Source organism: Mycobacterium riyadhense, assembly GCF_963853645.1.
Taxonomy (GTDB): Bacteria; Actinomycetota; Actinomycetes; order Mycobacteriales; family Mycobacteriaceae; genus Mycobacterium; species Mycobacterium riyadhense.
Genome location: NZ_OY970456.1, coordinates 5,246,994 through 5,264,629 on the forward strand (window position 1 = coordinate 5,246,994; position 17,636 = coordinate 5,264,629).

Below are 17,636 nucleotides of genomic sequence, written 5' to 3' on the forward strand. Positions count from 1 at the left end.
ATGATTTTTTCGAACACGTAAACATTGGGTTTCGTGCGGCTTCGCCCCCACATCCATCGGCGAATCGAACATGAGGCAATGAAGATGTTGAGGTTGTACAGGGGTCATCACGCGACAACAAAGCTTCGGCATCGCATCGCGCTTGCGGTCGCCGCCCTAGCCGGTGCCGGCTTAGTCCTGCCATTGCATTCGGCGGAGGCCCACACCCACAAGCCAGTCGCGCATGCCGACCAGGGTTCGATCGCCGTTGTGCGGCCTGTCCCTCCGTCCACCCGATACGGCGCGATTGCCGTTGCCGATAACGGCGCAATAGGCAAAGCGTGGCGCCACCGAAGTCGAACAGACGCGGATCAAGCCGCATTGAGACAATGTGGCAGCCCTGGCTGCAAGGTGGTCAGCAGGTTCATCGGCTGCGGCGCCGTCGCGCACGATGGCTCCGTCTACCATGGCGGAATCGGCTCGACCCGCCCGGCCGCGGAACAGAACGCCATGACCAGGCTCGGCGGCGGGTGGATCGTCACCTGGGCGTGCAACTAGACGTCTTTGCTCCTGCATCGCCGACCCGCGGGCCGACGCGCCGCCGGGACATGTTGTTCTGATGCTACGAACGGAAGTTCGTCCAGGATGCCAGCTCCCCGCAAACTTTCGTGCGGGCGCCACGAGCCGAAAGAGCGTCAAGGCCGGCCTGAATCCCAGCGTGCTGATCGACGTACTCGACGCGAGTTTGGGCGGGACAAGCGCAAGCCGCGACAAGTGCAGCAGACGATTCGGTCACGCACGTTTGAATACGGCTTTACCGCCGGACTGTTGGTCAACATGTACGATTCTGCGTCGAGGAAGCTAAACGCTTGGCTCACAATCGAAGTCGCTGGACATTGATGACGCCAACGACCACCGGTCTGAAGGCGGTGCGCAGCAGCGGATGCTTCAGTACCGGCGGGCTATCGGCCTGGGCGCAATACCGCACTGCACGTCCGGCCTGTTCGGGTTACCCAGTTGCAACGACACCGGAGAAAGCCTCACGATGAGAATCGTCGTCAATATCAACGAGGGCCGGCTTAGCGTCCCTGACGGGGGACAGAAGGGCCTTATATCGATGTATCCCCGCGAAGGAGGGAGCGGAGTGGTCGTACTCGGACCCGACTGGACCTGGACGCCGCCCTGGGTGAACAATTATGTCCCAATCAACTGACCACGCCGAATCGCAGCGCCAATTCGCAGCCGAAGTGCTGCAAGAACTATTACGACACATCGCGATTAAGAACATTGAGAATGCCGAGACGGGTCACTACGTATATCGGGTTTCCCATGCATGGACCGAAGGTCCGATGATGCACGTGGTGTACAAGGCGCCCCCACTGGATATCACCTGGGGACTCGTCCGCGACACCAGGGAATCCCTCATAGATCCCGGCCCATGGAACGACTTCGACGATCCGGCCTTTTACTACTATCTTCTCGATTTTGAGGAGGGTTGGCCAGGGCCGCTCTCGCGCCAGCCGGGCGATAATCCCGACACCATCCATTGGCGCGGTGATCAACGCGAAGGTCTCCCAGAACGCTTGTCGGACATTCCCGTGTCCTACCGGCATACACCGCCGCCGATACCCGCGGCGGAAACACGGCAGAAAGCCCCGCCGGTTATCGAACCCCGCTGGTACGCGAACCCACGATAGGCGTGGGCCGACGGGGTTGATCACACTGTATCCCCGTGCAGGAGGGAGCGGAGTGGTGGAAATCGAACCGAAGAAGTGGATTTGGACGCCGCCATGGGTGAAGAATTATGTGCCCATCAACTGAGCCCACAGAATCGCAGCGCGAATTCGCTGCCGATGTGCTGCAAAACCTCTTGCGGCGCATAGCAGAGAACAACAACGGCGGCCGTTATACCTTCCTGGTCTCGCACGCCTGGACTGAAGGTTCGACGATATTTCTCGTGTACACGGCACCGCCATCAGACATCACCTGGGGGCTCGTGCGTGACACCAGAGAATCCCTCATCGACCCTGGCCCGTGGAACACCGCCGACGATCCGGCCCTGTACTACTACCTCCTCGACCTTGAAGGCATCCAGCCGACCGGGTCCTCGTCCCACCCGGGAGGGCCGGACACTATCGCGTGGCTCGGTGATCAACGCCAAGGTCTCCCAGAACGCTTGTCGGACATTCCCGTGTCCTACCGGCATACACCGCCGCCGATACCCGCGGCGGAAACACGGCAGAAAGCCCCGCCGGTAATCGAACCCCGCTGGTACGCGAACCCCCCTCTAGGCGCCCACCGTCTACGCTCAACCGACTGAGACAGAATCTGGTCACTCCCGAATCTCTAGGAACGAGACATCTTCTCGGAGAGAGATTGTCGGATCCTGACCCTGAAATCTAGTTGTCCGGTAGGCCTGCGCGTGCAACGCTGCGGATCGTGCAGATGCATCCCGGCCAGTTGTCCGTCCCAATCCTGACGGTTCGCACGCTGATCGCTGAGCAGTTCCCTCAATGGCGGCATCTGCATGTTCAAGCTGTACCGAGTCCGGGCACGGTAAACGCGATCTTCCGCGTTGGCGATCAGTTGGCGGCGCGCTTCTTGCTGGAACCCGACGACGTGGCAACCGCACGCGAGCGACTTCAGCTTGAGGCGGTTGCGGCGGAGGAACTACTCAATCAATCACCATTCGCCACGCCGCGACCGATCGCCATCGGTGAACCTGGTGTCGGCTACCTACTGCCGTGGTCGATCTACACATGGCTTCCCGGTGATACCGCGACTGCCGACAATTGTCGTGAATCCGATACGTTCGCAATCGATTTGGGCAGCTTCATCTCTGCCGTGCGGGCTATAGACACCCGCGAGCGAGCTTACGGCGGCAAGGGGCGCGGCGGCGATCTGCTCTCCCACGACGAATGGATGCAGGAATGCTTGACCCGCAGTGAAGGGTTACTCGACGTCGCTACGTGTCGAGCAATCTGGACCGAGATGCGCGGCATTCCCCGCGGCGACAGCCCGGACCTCATGAACCACGGCGACCTCATTCCCCCGAACATATTGACGGCTGGCGGGCACATTATTGGCGTGCTCGATGTCGGGGGCCTTCGAGCAGCCGATCCCGCACTCGATTTGGTGAGCGCCTGGCATCTCCTGGACACCAGACGCCGCCAGCTGCTTAGGGACTACCTCAGCTGCGACGACGCGGAATGGCAGCGCGGCCGAGCCTGGGCCTTCGAGCAGGCGATGGGCGCGGTCTGGTACTACGTCGAAACCAATCCAACTATGAGCATGGGATGCCGGCGCACTCTTGAACGCATCGTCACCGATATGCGCGCCTGAGCCCTCGTCGCTTCTCAGATGCCGAGATCTACCCGCTCACCCGTGAGACAAGAGCAATTTGACCCCAACGTTGGTCAGGACCGACCGATCATGCCTGTCGCGTCTGGATGTTCGAGGTGCCGGTCGGCGTCGCGAACCAGTCATCAGCTCATCGGTTGACGAATAGGAGAATGATATTATACCTATTGAAGAACAATACTTGCGACGGTGCTGGCGATAGCCGCACCTAGCAGGACAAATGGTTAACCGAAATGCTTACCGTTGATCGGTGGACGCTGGAAATGTCAGGTGATCTATTAGTTGATCGGGCCACGCTCGCTGTGACTGCCAGAGCCAGAGGGTGGCACTCGTGATCGAACATGCCGACGGCACGCGCACGCCAGTCATCGACGCCAGCGTGCACATCTTCTTTCCGTCCAACAAAGACTTGCGCTCCTTCCTGCGGGAGCCGTTCAAGAGCCGCGGCTTCCCCGACTATGAGATGGATTGGTACGGAGCACCGGGCAGCGAATACGCGCCGAACACCGAGGGACCAAACCGCCGCTACCCCGGTTCGGATCCGGAATTCGTTGGCAATGAACTGTTTTCGAAGCGCGGCGTCGACGTCGCGATCCTGCATCCGATGGGACGCGGCATCATGCCGGACCGACACCTCGGCAGCGCACTGCATGCCGCCCACAACGAGATGATGGTGTCGCGTTGGCTGGAACACGACGAACTCGGCGACCGATTCCGCGGCACCATCCGAGTGAACCCCGACGACATTGCGGGCGCGCTGCGCGAAGTCGCGAAGTGGCGTGAGCATCCGCGGGTGGTCCAAATCGGCGTCCCGCTGCAGTCCCGCGAGCTTTACGGCAAACCCCAGTTCTGGCCGCTGTGGGAAGCGGCCGCCGAGGCGAACCTGCCGGTGGCGGTACACATCGAGTCGGGTGAAGGCATCGGGTTTCCACCGACGCCGTCCGGGCACACCTTGACGTATGAGCAATACGTCAGCTTCATGGCGCTGAACTACCTGTACCACCTCATGAACATGATTGCCGAAGGAGTATTTGAGCGCTTTCCCACATGTAAGTTCGTCTGGGCCGACGGCGCAGCGGATTTCGTGACGCCGTTCATCTGGCGAATGGACGTTTTCGGGCGGCCACACCTGGAACAGACGCCCTGGGCGCCGCGCATCCCCAGCGACTATCTGCCCGGCCACGTGTATTTCGTGCAGGGTGCCATGGACGGTCCCGGCGACGTCGAGTTCGCCGGGGAGTGGTTCGGCTTCACCGGCAAGGACGACATGGTCATGTTCGGCTCCAGCTATCCGCACTGGCAGTGCGGCGATATCAGCAAACTGCCCAGAGCGCTGTCGACCGAGCAGCGCGAGAAGGTGTGCTGGCGTAACGCGGCCAACCTCTACGGGATCGACATTTCAGTCGACCTGGCAACGGGCTAGTCGCAGAATGGACAGTGAACAAGGGAGATCACGATGACCTTGACCCACACACAGGAACGTGTGCCCGCCGCCGAGCGCATAGCCGTCCGGTGCGTCGACTCAGATGTCCATCCGGTGCCTAAGCGCGGCGAGATTACCCAGTACATCCCAGAACCGTGGCGTAGCAAGTTCTTCCTCGACCACAAGGTCGGCGAGCTGATCTACTACGACGCCCCCGACTACGCGCACAGCTTCGCGATGCGCGTGGATACCTTCCCAGCCGACGGCGAATTCCCAGGCAGCGACCCGGATATGGCCTTCCGCCAGGCGATCATGGAAGCCGGCTCGGACATAGCAATCCTGGAGCCCGGCGGTCGCACGCCGCGTCTGGGCGAAGCGCACCAGGCGTACTCGTCGGCACTTAACCAGTGGCAGGCCAATCACTGGCTGGACAGCCACAACAACTGGCACCAGCGCTGGCGAGGATCGATCTGCGCGGCCGTCGAAGATCCCGACGGCGCCGCACGCGAGATTGAAAAGTGGGCCGGACACCCGTATATGGCACAGGTTCTGATCAAGGCCGAGCCGCGGCCATCATGGGGCCACCCGAAGTACGACCCGGTATGGGCGGCAGCCACCAAGCACGACATCACCGTGAGCTGTCACCTATCGCGCAGCAATTACGAGATGTTGCCGACACCGCCGGTCGGCTTCCCCAGCTACAACCACGACTTCATGGTGACGTACTCGCTGCTGGCCGCAAACCAGGTGATGAGCCTGATCTTCGATGGCGTTTTCGACCGGTTCCCGACCCTGCGGATCGTGTTCGTCGAGCACGCGTTCACCTGGATCCTGCCGCTAATGTGGCGTATGGACGCGATCTACGAGGCGCGTAAGTCGCGCGTCGAGATAAAGCGCAAGCCGTCGGAGTACGTCAAGGAACACATCAAGTTCACCACGCAGCCGCTGGACTACCCGGAAGACAAGACCGAGCTGACTCGCGCGCTGCAGTGGATGGAGTGCGACAAGATCCTGCTCTACTCGTCGGACTACCCGCACTGGACCTTCGATAACCCGCGGTGGTTGGTCAAGCACCTTCCCAAAGCGGCGCGAGAAGCGGTGATGTTCCGCAACGGCATCGCGACCTATCACCTGCCGGAGACGGTTCCGGTACTCGAAGGTCAAACCCGGGTTTTCTAAATGCCGAACGAGACCACGCGACCCCGCCTCGCCCAGGGCCGCGAGCATGTCGTCGCGACAGTAGACGAAATCCCGCCCGGCACACACAAACTGGTGCCGATCGGACGGCACGGCGTCGGCGTCTACAACGTCAACGGCACGTTTTACGCGATCGCGAATTACTGTCCGCACCAGGGCGGCCCGCTGTGCTCCGGGCGTGCCCGCGGCCGCACCATCGTGGACGAAAGCGCCCCTGGAGACGCGGTCATGGTGCGGGACCTGGAGTACATCTACTGCCCATGGCATCAATGGGGTTTCGAGTTGGCGACCGGCACCACCGCCGTCAAGCCGGAGTGGAGCATTCGCACCTACCCGGTGCGGGTAATTGGTAAAGACGTGCTGGTGATGGCATGACACCCGCAATTGAGGTGCACGGTGGCAACGTCGTCTACGAAATCATCGGCGAATCAGGCGATCTCATCGTGCTCACACCGGGCGGCCGGTTCGGCAAGGACGTCCCCGGCCTGCGTCCGCTGGCCGAGGCGCTGGTCGACGGCGGCTATCGCGTGCTGCTGTGGGACCGGCCGAATTGCGGCGCGTCCGATGTGCAGTTCTACGGGCAAAGCGAATCGCACATGCGCGCCGAAACTTTGCACGGACTGTTGCGCGCACTCGGTGTCGATCGGTGCATCCTCGCCGGCGGCTCTGGTGGGGCAAGAGATTCCATGCTGACCACCATGCTCTACCCAGAGCTGGTCACCAAGCTCGTGGTCTGGAACATCGTCGGCGGCGTCTACGGCATGTACCAGCTCGGCGCGTTCTATGTGCTGCCGAGCATTCAGGCGGTGCGCTGGTCGGGGATCGACGGGCTGTTGAAGGTGCCCGAATGGCGCGAGCGCATCGAGCACAACCCTGCGAACAAGCAACGATTTCTCGACCTCGACACCGACGAATTCCTCGCCGTGATGCTGCGCTGGCTGAACGCCTTCGTTCCCAAGCCAGGCCAGACGATCCCCGGCGTCGAGGACGAAATGTTCGACCGCATCAAGGTGCCCACCCTGATCATCCGCGGCGGCGAGAACGACTGGGATCACCCCAAGCGCACGTCGCTAGAAGTGAGCTGCTTGATCAAAGGATCAACACTGATCGACCCGCCCTGGCCCGAGGACGCGTGGGAGCGCGCGGCCGAGGAGCGCGCGGCCGGCAAAGTGCAGCACTTCAACATGTTCGGCACTTGGGCGCAGGCGGCACCGGCGATACTCGACTTCTTGAGGTCCTGATGCGGCTACCTGGTGCGAATGTGAACCTCACAGTTCAGCGACGCCTCAAGCGCCGTGTGAATACGGCTTTCCGGAACGCGGTCGAGGTCGGCTTCGCGCAGCGTCACGTAGACGACGTCAAACCCCTCGTCGCCAGGAACGCGGACGATCTCGCCACCAAGCCCAAATGCGGACAACACACCGCGGGCATCGTCGTCGGTCCCTCGGCTGACAAAGGTGACCACGCCGGCCACCGGGGCGGTGTTGAACGCTTTGCTGCACAAGTCAATTGCGGCCTGCTTGGCCGCTGCGACGTCGTCACACGCGATGAGCAGTTGCACGTCGCGGCCACGGTCACTTTCGACCACCTCGGCGCCCGTCTCCGCCATGATCCCGAGGAGCGCAGCCATGCCCTCGCGTAATTGTGCCGGGGTGAGCACACGGGTCGGGTCGACGTTGACGCGCACCACCGCAGTCCGCATGCCAGCTAGCCTAACTGCCGAGATCGCGGGTTAGGCCATGAAGACCACAGCAGCACTCCTCACCGTCGCCGCGTGGCCGGGATGCGAACCCCGACTGCTGGGCGAAGGCCAAGGCCGGGAAGACGTCACGGCATATCGAGCGCTCGGTGGTTACCACCCGTTGGCTAGCGCCAAGGAGTTGCTTGACGAAGTCGAATCCAGCGGCCTGCTCGGCCGCGGCGGCGCCGGCTTTCCGCTGGCGATCAAGCTGCGTTCGGTGCGCGACCACGGGCGGGTCGCCGGCGGCTGCGTCGTCGTCGCCAATGGCGAAGAGGGAGAACCGGCTTCGATCAAGGACCGCTGGCTGCTGCGCAATCGGCCGCACCTGGTTCTGGACGGACTGCGCTTGGCCGCGGCGATCGTGGCCGCCGAGCGCGCCTACGTCTATGTGTCCGACCCGGATTCGGCGCGCAGCGTCGAAACCGCGCTGAGCGAGCTGGACTCCAGCTCCCTCCGCATCGGCATCGACCTATGGACCGTCGAGCCGGGATATGTGGCCGGTGAGGAGACCGCGGCCGTTCGCGCAATTAACGGCGGCCCGGCCAAGCCGACAGACAAGCCGCCGCGCCCCTTCGAGTCCGGCGTCGGCGATCGTCCGACGCTGGTGAGCAATGTCGAGACCCTGGCCAACCTGCCGTTCCTACAGCGCCACGGCTCCGCGGCGTTCCGCTCGCAAGGCACCGCGCTGTCCCCCGGTACGTTCCTGGCTACCATCACGGGCGCCGGACGCGCGGCGGGGCTCTACGAGCTGCCACACGGGTTGCCGTTCACCGAACTGCTTGCGCTGCATGGTATTTCGTCAGAACAAGTGCGTGGCGCGCTGCTGGGCGGCTACTTCGCCGGCTTACTCAACCGGACCGTGCTCGATACCACATTGGACCACGAGACGATGCGGCGGTTCGGCAGCGGGCTGGGTTGCGGTGCCGTCTCGGTGATCACCGACGACTGCCCGGTTGCGGTGGCGGCGTCGGTGCTGGCCTACTTCGACCGCGAAAACGCCGGGCAGTGCGGATCGTGTTTTAACGGCACGGCGGCGATGGCGGCCGTTGCTGGGGCGCTTCGCGATTCGGTCGCGACGACGAAGGATCTCGACCGGCTGCGCCGCTGGTCGGTGGTGTTACGCGGGCGCGGCGCGTGCGCGACACTGGACGCCGCCACCAACGTCGCCGCGAGCCTGCTCAACCAGTTTCCCGACGAAGTGGCACGCCATCTCGCCGGCGCGTGCGTGGACTGCCTCAATGGCGCATTTCGCGCCAACCGTCCCTACGAGGCCGAGGCGGTGAGGCATCCGTGAAGATCCGTCTCGACCGCACCGTGTGCGATGGCTTCGGCGTGTGTGCGAAGCACGCGCCCGGCTACTTCTCGCTCGACGACTGGGGATACGCGTCCCTGGTTGGGGACGGCACTGTGCCGGACGAGGACCGAGACGCGGTCATGCGGGCACTGTTGGACTGCCCGGTGCACGCCATCACCGAGATGGGTGACCGACGGCCCCGCCAGTCTGCCCAGCCGTGCACCCCCGCCAGCTCCGAAGATCCCGCCGAGAACGTCAAAACCGAGTCGAACGAAGCGCAGTGGGGGTTCACGCGTTGACGGGCCTCCAGTTAGCGCCGCCGAGTCTGCGCGCAGATCGCACTTCGCCAACATGACCGCGCGCTGAGCGCAGTTTCGACGGAAAGAAGGTGACGTGTCAGCAGCACCGGGACGTCCGCTGCCCCTGGTCACCTATGAGAACGAGTTTTTCTGGACTTCGGGCGCCGACGGCAAGTTGCGGTTCCAGGAATGCCAAGCCTGCGAGGCGCTGATTCATCCGCCTGCCCCGGTATGCCGCTACTGCCGGTCACGCGAAATCGGAGTCCGGGCCGTTTCGGGTAAGGCGACGCTCGCCGGGTTCACCGTGAACCATCGCTTCAGCCTGCCCGGGATGCCGGCGCCGTATGTCATCGCGCAGGTGGCGATCGTCGAAGACCCGCGCGTCCGGCTGACCACCAACATCGTGGATAGCGATCCCGAGCAGCTCCAACTCGGTCAGCCGATGGAGGTGGTGTTCGAGCAGATCGCAGACGTGTGGCTGCCCCTGTTTCGGTCGATCCCGAATGCCCAGCCCAGTCCCCTGCCCGACGACGAGATCGCACCCGAGCGCTTTGGCGAACATGTGCGTCCCATGCTGACCACGGAGAAATTCGAGGACAAGGTCGCGCTCAGCGGTATCGGCATGTCACCGATCGGCCGCCGGTTGATGGTCCCGCCGCTGTCGCTAACGGTGCAGGCGTGCGAGGCCGCGATCGCCGATGCCGGGCTGTCGTTCGCCGACATCGACGGCCTGTCGACCTACCCCGGCGGGGGCAATCTCGCCGGGTTCGGCGAGGGCGGCGTGACCGCGCTGGAGGCGGCGCTGGGCATCCGGCCGACATGGCACAACGGCGGCATCGAGACCTTCGGCCCGGGCGGATCGGTGATCGCGGCGATGCTCGCGATCGCCGGCGGTCTGGCTCGTCACGTGCTGTGTTTCCGGACGCTGTGGGAAGCCACCTACAACGAGCTGATGAAGCAGGGCAAGATCACGCCGAGCATGGGGCGCACCACCAGCTGGCAGTTCCCGTTCGGCGCCACGTCCGCCGCGCACACCCTGGCGATCAACGCGCAGCGCCACTTTCATCGTTACGGCACGACGAAAGAGACGCTGGGCTGGATCGCGTTGAACCAACGCGCGAACGCCGAACTCAACCCGACCGCGGTCTATCGATCGCCGATGACCATGGATGACTATCTGAACGCGCGGCCCATCACAACACCTTTCGGCCTCTACGACTGCGACGTGCCGTGCGACGGCGCCATAGCCGTCGTCGTCTCCGCGGTCGACGCCGCCCGCGACCTGGCCAAGCCGCCGATCTTGGTGGAGGCGGTGGGAACGCAGATCATCGAGCGAATCGATTGGGACCAAAGCACTCTCACGCATGAACCGCAGGTGCTGGGCCAGGCGGCGCACGTGTGGACGCGCACCTCGCTTCGGCCCGCAGACGTCGACGTCGCCGAGCTCTATGACGGGTTCACCATGAACTGCCTGTCCTGGATCGAGGCGCTGGGGTTCTGCGGGATCGGCGAGGCCAAGGAATTTCTGGACGGCGGCAAGAACATTGCCCGCGACGGTCTGTTGCCCCTGAATACCCATGGCGGCCAGCTCTCACACGGCCGCACCCACGGCATGGGTCTGCTGCATGAAGCCGTGAGCCAGTTGCGCGGTGAGGCCGGCGCACGCCAGGTCGCCGATGCCCGGGTCGGCGTGGTCAGCAGCGGTGGCCTCACGCCCAGCGGCGTGCTGCTCTTGCGGGCCGACACATGAGCCCACCCGCGGTTCGCCCCAGGGTGGTGATGGTCGACGGCGTGCCCATGTCGGGCCTGGTTGCGGAGGCGGACGACCCGCGAGCCGTCGTCCTGGCCATCCACGGCGGCGGCACTACGGCGGTCTACTTTGACTGCCCTGGACATCCGCAGTTGTCGTTGCTGCGGTTGGGCGCCACACTCGGGTTCACCGTCATCGCGCTCGACCGGCCCGGTTACGGCAGCTCGGCACCGTACCCGGAGGCGATGCAACGGCCGGAGCAACGCGTCGATCTTGCGTTCGGCGCCGTCGAACGCATCCTCGACCAGCGGGCGCGGGGGGCCGGGTTGTTTGTGATGGGTCATTCGGGCGGCTGCGAGCTGGCAGTGCGCATGGCGGCGAGCCCACGGGGCGTGGACCTACTCGGCCTCGAATTGGGCGGTACCGGAAGGCGATATCAACCCGCCGCCAAGGAAGTCATGAAAGCGGCCGCCCTGCAGGATCGCCCACCCGGGGTGCGGGAGCTGTTGTGGGAACCGATGCGGCTGTATCCGGCCGACATCCCGCGAGGGATCACGAATTCTTCGACGGCGCCGCACTACGAACGCGCCGTGGCGTTGAACTGGCCGCACCAGGACTTTCCGGCGTTGGCGCCCGAGGTGCGGGTCCCGGTTCGCTTCAGCGTCGGTGAGCACGACAACGTGTATCGTGCCGACGCGACCGCACTGGCCGAAATCACCGACATGTTCTCCGCAACAACACGTTTCGTCAGCAACCTGGAACCAGACGCCGGCCACAATCTCAGCCTCGGACACACCGCGGCCGACTACCACCGCAACGTCTTTGCCTTCGTCGACGAATGCAGGGCGTGGCGCTCCTCGGCCGAAGACGTGGAGGCCGGTTGATGCGCTTTTCCGCTCGCCACGAAACCGCTACCGTTGACACTACAGTCAGGCATTCCGTTACTGTCGATCCCAGCCCTCAGCTCGCCGTCGAGGAGGATGCGCAATGACCAAACCGAAGGTCGTATTCGATCCGTTTTCTTTAGACTTCTTCAATGGCGCATGGGATACGTATCGGCGCATGCAGGAGGAGACGCCGGTCTACTACAGCGAGGAATACGACTTCTACGCGTTGACCCGCCATGAGGACGTGGCCGCGGGGCTGAAGAACTTCGAACAGTTTTCGTCGGCCTACGGCATTGACCTGTCGATGGTGCGAACCGGAAAGCCGACGGAGCAACGGTCGATCATTTTTATGGATCCCCCTGACCACCGGCACATGCGCAGCTTGCTCAACAGAGTCTTCACACCACGCGCCATCCAATCCCAGAAGCAGATGGTCGGCGAGAAGATCGACAAGTACCTCGGCAAGGCCAATCCCGACCGGTTCGATGTGGTGCAGGATTTCTCCGGTCCGTTCCCCGTCGAGGTGATCACGACAATGCTGGGCGTGCCGGAGGAGCACGCCCAACGGGTGCGCCACTTGATCGACGAGTCGCTGCACCGCGAACCCGGACAGGTCGAGGTCGGCGAGCGTGGCATGCAAGCCAACATCGAAACCGGGATGTTGTATTACGAACTGCTACAGCAGCGCCGAGCCGAGCCGCGCGACGACCTGTTCACCAAGCTGATCAACGCCGAGATCGAACGTGAGGACGGCGGGAAGACCCAGCTGGATGACATCGAAATCGCCGGATTTGCAACCCTATTGGGCGGCGCCGGAGCGGAGACCGTGACCAAGCTCGTCGGCAACGCGCCGGTGGTCTTCGCGCGGTTTCCGGAGCAGTGGCAGAAGCTGCTCGACGACCGGAGCAAGATCCCCGCCGCGGTCGAAGAATTGTTGCGCTACGAGGCGCCGTCCCAATATCAAGTTCGTTGTTCGACACAAGAAATCGAGCTGCACGGCGTCACGATTCCGGCGATGAAGCCGGTGTTCCTGATCAACGCCGCGGCCAACCGTGACCCTGAGGCCTGGACGGACCCCGACAACTTCGACATCGACCGCGACCGACACGAGGCGCTGAACCTCGGATTTGGCTACGGGATTCACAGTTGCCTCGGTGCCGCGCTGGCGCGCATGGAGAGCGCGATCGCCCTCGAGAAGCTGCTCGACTTCATGCCGCGCTACGAGGTGGACTGGGCTGGCTGCAATCGCGTGCACATGCAAAACGTCGCGGGCTGGCAGAACGTACCGGTGCGGGTATTGCGATGAAGGTCGACGTCGATTGGGACCTGTGCGAAAGCAACGGGGTGCCGCGGCGCCGAATGCAGACCTTCAAGATCTTTGCGTGGCGGCCTGCCCACCAAGGAGCTTCCCGGTAGTCGTCGATTCCATCGAGCAGGGTGGCAGCAACCCGTGGAACCGTCGTGCACGACACCGGGCTATCCGCGCGTCCCCGGTCGGCGAAGGTGAGGTGCCGCTACTCCGGCTCTGGTGTCGCCTTCTGGTTGATGTCGTAGGTTGCTATGCCGAGTTCCAACCATGCGGTCAGCAGCCGCTGGTCTCCCGACGCGGCAACAACATCGTCGTCATCGAGTTGCTCGGCCGACGCGCAGTGCACAGCGTCGTAGCCACGCAGAGACACTCGGTGCACCAGATCAGCCGCGCGGCTCACGACCTGTTCATCGACCTCTATGGCGTCCATTTCAAACCACATCTGGTCAAGGCGCCGACGGCCCTGGAAGTGATCGCCGTCCGTGAGACGTCCCAACCACCGCGCCTGCGCCAGCGCTGCAGCGGTTTCAACGTAGAGCAGCCTCGACGACACAACCACATCGGCATCGTTCCAGAACCGCCGGCACGCCTCGCTGGCTGGCTCGTCGATCAGCAAAGGCACGAAGGCGGAGGTATCCAGATAGCCGATCACCTACGGTGCTCGGCGACCAGGTCGCTGACGATGCCGCCGATGGCCAACGGGGTGGGTGCGGGCTGTTTACGGGTTCGTGCGCGCTGGATACGGCCCTCCGCACGGAGCTGCTCCAGCTTTGTCGGCCGTTGTACCGGCACGATGCGCGCTATCGGACGTCCGTGATCCGTCACGGTTACGGTTCGGCCTTCACGCACCTCCGCCAGGTGTCGGCTCAACTGGTCACGCAGCTCCCGAACGCCGACCTCCACGCCAGCCCGCCCTTCCGATGTGGCCCTTTTCCTCAAGAGCATTGTAGCCACAAAGTGATCACGTCGCCCACAGTTCCGCGTCTGCGTCGTCGAAACTGCGTATAGGAAGGCATTCTCACCGGGTTCTCAAGTGGTGGAGCCCGCGGTGCCGGTGCCGACGGCGGTTTCGGTGTCGACGGCAGCGCAGGCGCACCCGGCGCCGTCCGGCCTAACCGCCTCTAGAACAGCATTGTTGGACTGGGTTGGCGGGCCGCGTGGTGCGGGTTGGGCCGGCCGAAAATCACAGAAATAAGGAAACTGTTGTCGAGGTTCGCGATACGATGCGCAACATTCTGAGTGGCCGATGACCCGCTTGGGGGCAGTGATGTCGTATGTCGTGGCGGCGCCGGAGATGGTGGTGGCGGCGGCAACAGATCTCGCGAGCCTTGGTTCGACCATCAGCTCGGCCAACGCGGCCGCGGCGGCCCCGACCACGGCGCTGGTGGCCGCCGCCGGCGATGAGGTGTCGACGGCGGTCGCGGCCCTGTTCGGGGTGCACGCCCAGCGCTATCAGGCGCTCAGCGCCCAAGCCGCGGCGTTTCACACCCGGTTTGTGCAGGCCCTGACCGCGGGTGCGGGCTCCTACGCGGCCGCCGAAACCACCAACGCCTCCCCGTTGCAGACCATCGAGCAGCAAATACTCGGCGCGATCAATGCACCCACCCAGGCGCTGCTGGGGCGCCCGCTGATCGGCAACGGCGCCGATGGGGCGGCCGGAACCGGGCAAAACGGCGGGGCCGGCGGACTGTTGATCGGCAACGGCGGCAACGGCGGGTCCGGCGGCGGCGCGCATCCCACCGGCGGCAGCGGCGGCACCGCCGGACTGCTGGGCAACGGGGGTAACGGTGGACAAGGCGCGCCGGGCGCGGCCGGCGGCACCGGCGGCAGCGGTGGGCTGCTATACGGCGCCGGAGGGGCCGGCGGCAACGGCGGCAATGCCACCATCCCCGGCGGCACCGGCGGGATGGGCGGCAACGGCGGATCCGCCGGACTCTTCGGTCAGGGCGGTGCCGGCGGCATCGGCGGCCTAGGCGCGCCCGGCGGCAATGGTGTCAACCCCAGCCCCCTCGCCGCGGGCGCCCCGGCGGCCAGCGGCACCCCCGGCGTCAACGGCACAGACGTTGGCGGGCCGGGCGGGCCCGGCTCCAACGGTGTCAGCAGCTCCACCACCGGCCAGCCCGGGGGTGACGGCGGCGCTGGCGGCAACGGCACTTCCGTGGGGGGCAATGGCGGCGCCGGCGGTATCGGCGGCGTCGGCGCCACGGGGGGGACCGGCGGCACCGGCGGCGAGTCGGCTATGGGCATGGCCGGTGCGATTGGGGGCACCGGCGGCACCGGGGGGGCAGGAGGCGCTGGCGCCGCCGGCGGCATGGGTGGCGCCGGCGGGGACGGCAGCAACGGCGGCATCGGCGGCACTGGTGGCACGGGCGGCATCGGCGCTGCTGGTGGCCAGGGCGGCGCCGGCGGTGACGCCGACGTCGCCGACTTTGGTGGCGCAGGCGGGGCCGGCGGCTCGGGCGGTGTCGGCGCCGGGGGCGGCACTGGCGGGACCGGGGGTGCCGGCGGTGCCGGTGGTCGCGGCGGATTGCTCTTTGGTAATGGCGGCGCTGGTGGTGCAGGCGGCAACGCTGGCAACGGCGGCACTGGCGCGATGGGCGGCGTCGGCGGCACCGGCGGCGCGGGTGGCAGCAACGGCGGGGGCGACCAGGGACCCGGCGGCAACGGAGGCACCGGCGGCGATGGCGGTGCCGGCGGCGCTGGCGGCAACGGCGGAAACGGCGGTGCCGGCGGCGCCGGCGGGTTTTTCGGCAGCTCGGGGACTCCGGGCACGGGCGGCACAGCGGGTATCGGCGCCGCAGGAGGCACCCCCGGTGCCGGTGGTGCCGGGGGAACAGGGAGCGTGAACGGCGCTACCGGTGGCCCCGGCCAGCCCGGTGCCACCGGTGCGGATGGCCTCGACGGCCTGCCCGGCTAATCCCCCCAGCTCTCGCTAATCGCCTGCTCGGGACAGCATTCGATGGCCTCGCGGGCGGCGGCCTCCAATTCCGTTGGCACATCGGAAGTTATCGCCACCGAGTAGCCGTCCTCGGTCAGGCTGAAGACCTCGGGACACAGCGTCAGACACATGCCGTGGCCGCGGCAGCACTGGTCGTCAACCCGGACCTTCATGCCGGCGTGAACTCCAGGTGCAGCTCGGTCAGGCCGCGCAGGATGTAGGTCGGAACGTATTGGTAGCGGCGGTCATTCGCCGGACCGTGCTCGCGCTCGTTGATCCGAATGCCGGAGGTCCGATCGAGCAGCCGCTCGACGGCGACCCGGGTTTCGGCGCGTGCCAGCGGCGCTCCGGGACAGCTGTGGATCCCCCGCCCGAACGAGAGATGTTGCCGGGCATTCTTGCGCGCCGGATCAAAGGTGGTCGGGTCGGCGAACCGGCGCGGATCACGGTTGGCGGCCGCTTGCAGCACCATCACCGTGGTGCCCGCCGGCAAGTCGACTCCACCGACGGTTACCGGCACCCGGGACAACCGGAAGTCCCCCTTGACCGGGCTCTCGATGCGTAACGCCTCCTCGATGAAGTTCGGAATCAGGCTGCGGTCCTTGCGTAACTGCTCCTGAATATCGGGGCGCTCGCCCATGGTCTGCAATGCCGCACCCAACAGCCGCACGGTCGTTTCCTGGCCCGCGGAGAAGACGTTGCACGCAACCCGGGCCACGTCTTCGACGTCGGGAATGGAGCCGTCGGGGAAGGTCGCGGTGGCCAGCCCGGTGAGCACGTCATCGCGGGGTTCACGGCGCCGGTCCCGAACGTAGTCGGAGAAGGTCCCATAAAGGAACTCCAGCGGGTTGTGTGCCAGCGCTTCCTTGCCGGTACCCCCGACGCCGCCGCCGGAGTGCCGGCGGATGTTGTTGACGAAGGTCTCGCGGTCCTCTTCCGGCACGCCCAGTAGGTCGGCGATGACCAGCAGCGTGAAGGGGCCCGCGAAGCCCTTAATGAATTCACCATGACCTGGGGCCAGGAACCCGTCCAGGACGCGGTCGGCGAGCGCCCACATGGCATCCTCGTTCTCCTTGAGGCGCTTCGGGGTGATCAGCCGCATCAGCAGGGAGCGATGGTTGGTGTGGGTGGGCGGGTCCAAGGTGGGCAGCTGGTCACTGAAGGGCAGCTCGTCGCGGTGTCGTTCGATGAGTTCGGATACGTCGTCACCTTCGAGCGGTACCGGAAAGCCGGGAAACGGGCCGGTCACCGAGATGCACGAGGAGAATGTTTCGGCGTCGTTCAAGATGCCGACGGCCTCGTTCCAGCCGGTGACCATGGTGACGCCGTGGTGGTTCTCGCGGGTGACTGGGCACTGCCGGCGCAGCGCCTCGTAGTAGGGGTACGGGTCCTCGACAAGCCGGTGATCGCGAAAGAAGTCCATCTCCCTGAAATCGCGCATGAGAACCTCCCTCTCACA

At 65.0% G+C, this 17,636-nt stretch carries 18 protein-coding genes; 13 read left to right on the forward strand and 5 right to left on the reverse strand.

Going from position 1 to position 17,636, the window contains the following annotated elements; translation table 11 throughout:
* The first annotated feature begins 84 nt into the window (after nucleotides 1–84).
* The 7 genes from AADZ78_RS23055 (at nucleotide 85) to AADZ78_RS23085 (ending at nucleotide 7,200) form a co-directional block, all read left to right on the forward strand.
* Nucleotides 85–537: a DUF4189 domain-containing protein gene (locus tag AADZ78_RS23055; protein WP_085250719.1), complete on the forward strand. Its 453-nt coding sequence runs from the start codon at nucleotides 85–87 to the stop codon at nucleotides 535–537.
* A 638-nt stretch (nucleotides 538–1,175) separates the two neighbouring features.
* Complete coding sequence (locus AADZ78_RS23060) at nucleotides 1,176–1,676, forward strand: hypothetical protein (protein WP_204806496.1); 501 nt, start codon at nucleotides 1,176–1,178, stop codon at nucleotides 1,674–1,676.
* Between the two features lie 748 nt (nucleotides 1,677–2,424).
* Nucleotides 2,425–3,321, forward strand: a complete 897-nt coding sequence (locus tag AADZ78_RS23065) for an aminoglycoside phosphotransferase family protein (protein WP_085250718.1) — start codon at nucleotides 2,425–2,427, stop codon at nucleotides 3,319–3,321.
* A 349-nt stretch (nucleotides 3,322–3,670) separates the two neighbouring features.
* A complete protein-coding gene (locus AADZ78_RS23070; protein WP_085250717.1) occupies nucleotides 3,671–4,762 on the forward strand; it encodes an amidohydrolase family protein in 1,092 nt (363 codons plus the stop codon).
* Between the two features lie 33 nt (nucleotides 4,763–4,795).
* The gene (locus AADZ78_RS23075; RefSeq protein ID WP_085250666.1) at nucleotides 4,796–5,941 is read left to right on the forward strand and encodes an amidohydrolase family protein; all 1,146 of its coding nucleotides are present in this window, start codon (nucleotides 4,796–4,798) and stop codon (nucleotides 5,939–5,941) included.
* On the forward strand, nucleotides 5,942–6,334 hold the full coding sequence (locus AADZ78_RS23080; protein ID WP_085250665.1) for a Rieske (2Fe-2S) protein: 393 nt from the start codon (nucleotides 5,942–5,944) through the stop codon (nucleotides 6,332–6,334).
* A complete protein-coding gene (locus AADZ78_RS23085; protein WP_085250664.1) occupies nucleotides 6,331–7,200 on the forward strand; it encodes an alpha/beta fold hydrolase in 870 nt (289 codons plus the stop codon). Before AADZ78_RS23080 ends, AADZ78_RS23085 begins: the two co-directional genes overlap by 4 nt.
* A 5-nt stretch (nucleotides 7,201–7,205) precedes the next feature.
* Here AADZ78_RS23085 and AADZ78_RS23090 read toward each other — a convergent pair whose 3' ends face one another.
* Nucleotides 7,206–7,661 carry a hypothetical protein gene (locus AADZ78_RS23090; RefSeq protein ID WP_085250663.1) on the reverse strand — a complete coding sequence of 152 codons (456 nt, stop codon included), beginning with the start codon at nucleotides 7,659–7,661 and terminating at the stop codon, nucleotides 7,206–7,208.
* A 37-nt stretch (nucleotides 7,662–7,698) separates the two neighbouring features.
* Between AADZ78_RS23090 and AADZ78_RS23095 the strand changes: the two genes are divergently transcribed.
* The 5 genes from AADZ78_RS23095 to AADZ78_RS23115 all read left to right on the forward strand — a co-directional run bounded on the left by AADZ78_RS23095 (nucleotide 7,699) and on the right by AADZ78_RS23115 (nucleotide 13,236).
* Entirely contained in the window at nucleotides 7,699–8,994 is a 1,296-nt protein-coding gene (locus AADZ78_RS23095; RefSeq protein ID WP_085250662.1) for an NADH-ubiquinone oxidoreductase-F iron-sulfur binding region domain-containing protein, read from the forward strand.
* On the forward strand, nucleotides 8,991–9,293 hold the full coding sequence (locus AADZ78_RS23100) for a ferredoxin (protein WP_085250661.1): 303 nt from the start codon (nucleotides 8,991–8,993) through the stop codon (nucleotides 9,291–9,293). Before AADZ78_RS23095 ends, AADZ78_RS23100 begins: the two co-directional genes overlap by 4 nt.
* Nucleotides 9,294–9,387: 94 nt before the next feature.
* Nucleotides 9,388–11,043, forward strand: coding sequence for a thiolase C-terminal domain-containing protein (locus AADZ78_RS23105; protein ID WP_085250660.1), 1,656 nt, complete (start codon nucleotides 9,388–9,390; stop codon nucleotides 11,041–11,043).
* Nucleotides 11,040–11,927 carry an alpha/beta fold hydrolase gene (locus tag AADZ78_RS23110; RefSeq protein WP_085250659.1) on the forward strand — a complete coding sequence of 296 codons (888 nt, stop codon included), beginning with the start codon at nucleotides 11,040–11,042 and terminating at the stop codon, nucleotides 11,925–11,927. The genes AADZ78_RS23105 and AADZ78_RS23110 overlap by 4 nt, the downstream gene beginning before the upstream one ends.
* Nucleotides 11,928–12,030: 103 nt before the next feature.
* Nucleotides 12,031–13,236, forward strand: coding sequence for a cytochrome P450 (locus tag AADZ78_RS23115; RefSeq protein ID WP_085250658.1), 1,206 nt, complete (start codon nucleotides 12,031–12,033; stop codon nucleotides 13,234–13,236).
* 208 nt (nucleotides 13,237–13,444) lie between these two features.
* Here AADZ78_RS23115 and AADZ78_RS23120 read toward each other — a convergent pair whose 3' ends face one another.
* Nucleotides 13,445–13,891 (reverse strand): type II toxin-antitoxin system VapC family toxin, encoded by a 447-nt coding sequence (locus AADZ78_RS23120; RefSeq protein ID WP_085250657.1) that lies wholly within the window; start codon nucleotides 13,889–13,891, stop codon nucleotides 13,445–13,447.
* Entirely contained in the window at nucleotides 13,888–14,142 is a 255-nt protein-coding gene (locus AADZ78_RS23125; RefSeq protein ID WP_085250656.1) for a type II toxin-antitoxin system Phd/YefM family antitoxin, read from the reverse strand. Before AADZ78_RS23125 ends, AADZ78_RS23120 begins: the two co-directional genes overlap by 4 nt.
* Nucleotides 14,143–14,506: 364 nt before the next feature.
* On the opposite strand from AADZ78_RS23125, the gene AADZ78_RS23130 reads away from it, so the two are divergent.
* Complete coding sequence (locus AADZ78_RS23130; protein WP_085250655.1) at nucleotides 14,507–16,156, forward strand: PE family protein; 1,650 nt, start codon at nucleotides 14,507–14,509, stop codon at nucleotides 16,154–16,156.
* Here AADZ78_RS23130 and AADZ78_RS23135 read toward each other — a convergent pair.
* Nucleotides 16,153–16,350: a ferredoxin gene (locus AADZ78_RS23135; protein ID WP_085250654.1), complete on the reverse strand. Its 198-nt coding sequence runs from the start codon at nucleotides 16,348–16,350 to the stop codon at nucleotides 16,153–16,155. The two genes, AADZ78_RS23130 and AADZ78_RS23135, sit on opposite strands and share 4 nt — an antisense overlap.
* Entirely contained in the window at nucleotides 16,347–17,618 is a 1,272-nt protein-coding gene (locus AADZ78_RS23140; protein WP_085250653.1) for a cytochrome P450, read from the reverse strand. The genes AADZ78_RS23135 and AADZ78_RS23140 overlap by 4 nt, the downstream gene beginning before the upstream one ends.
* Nucleotides 17,619–17,636 lie beyond the last annotated feature (18 nt).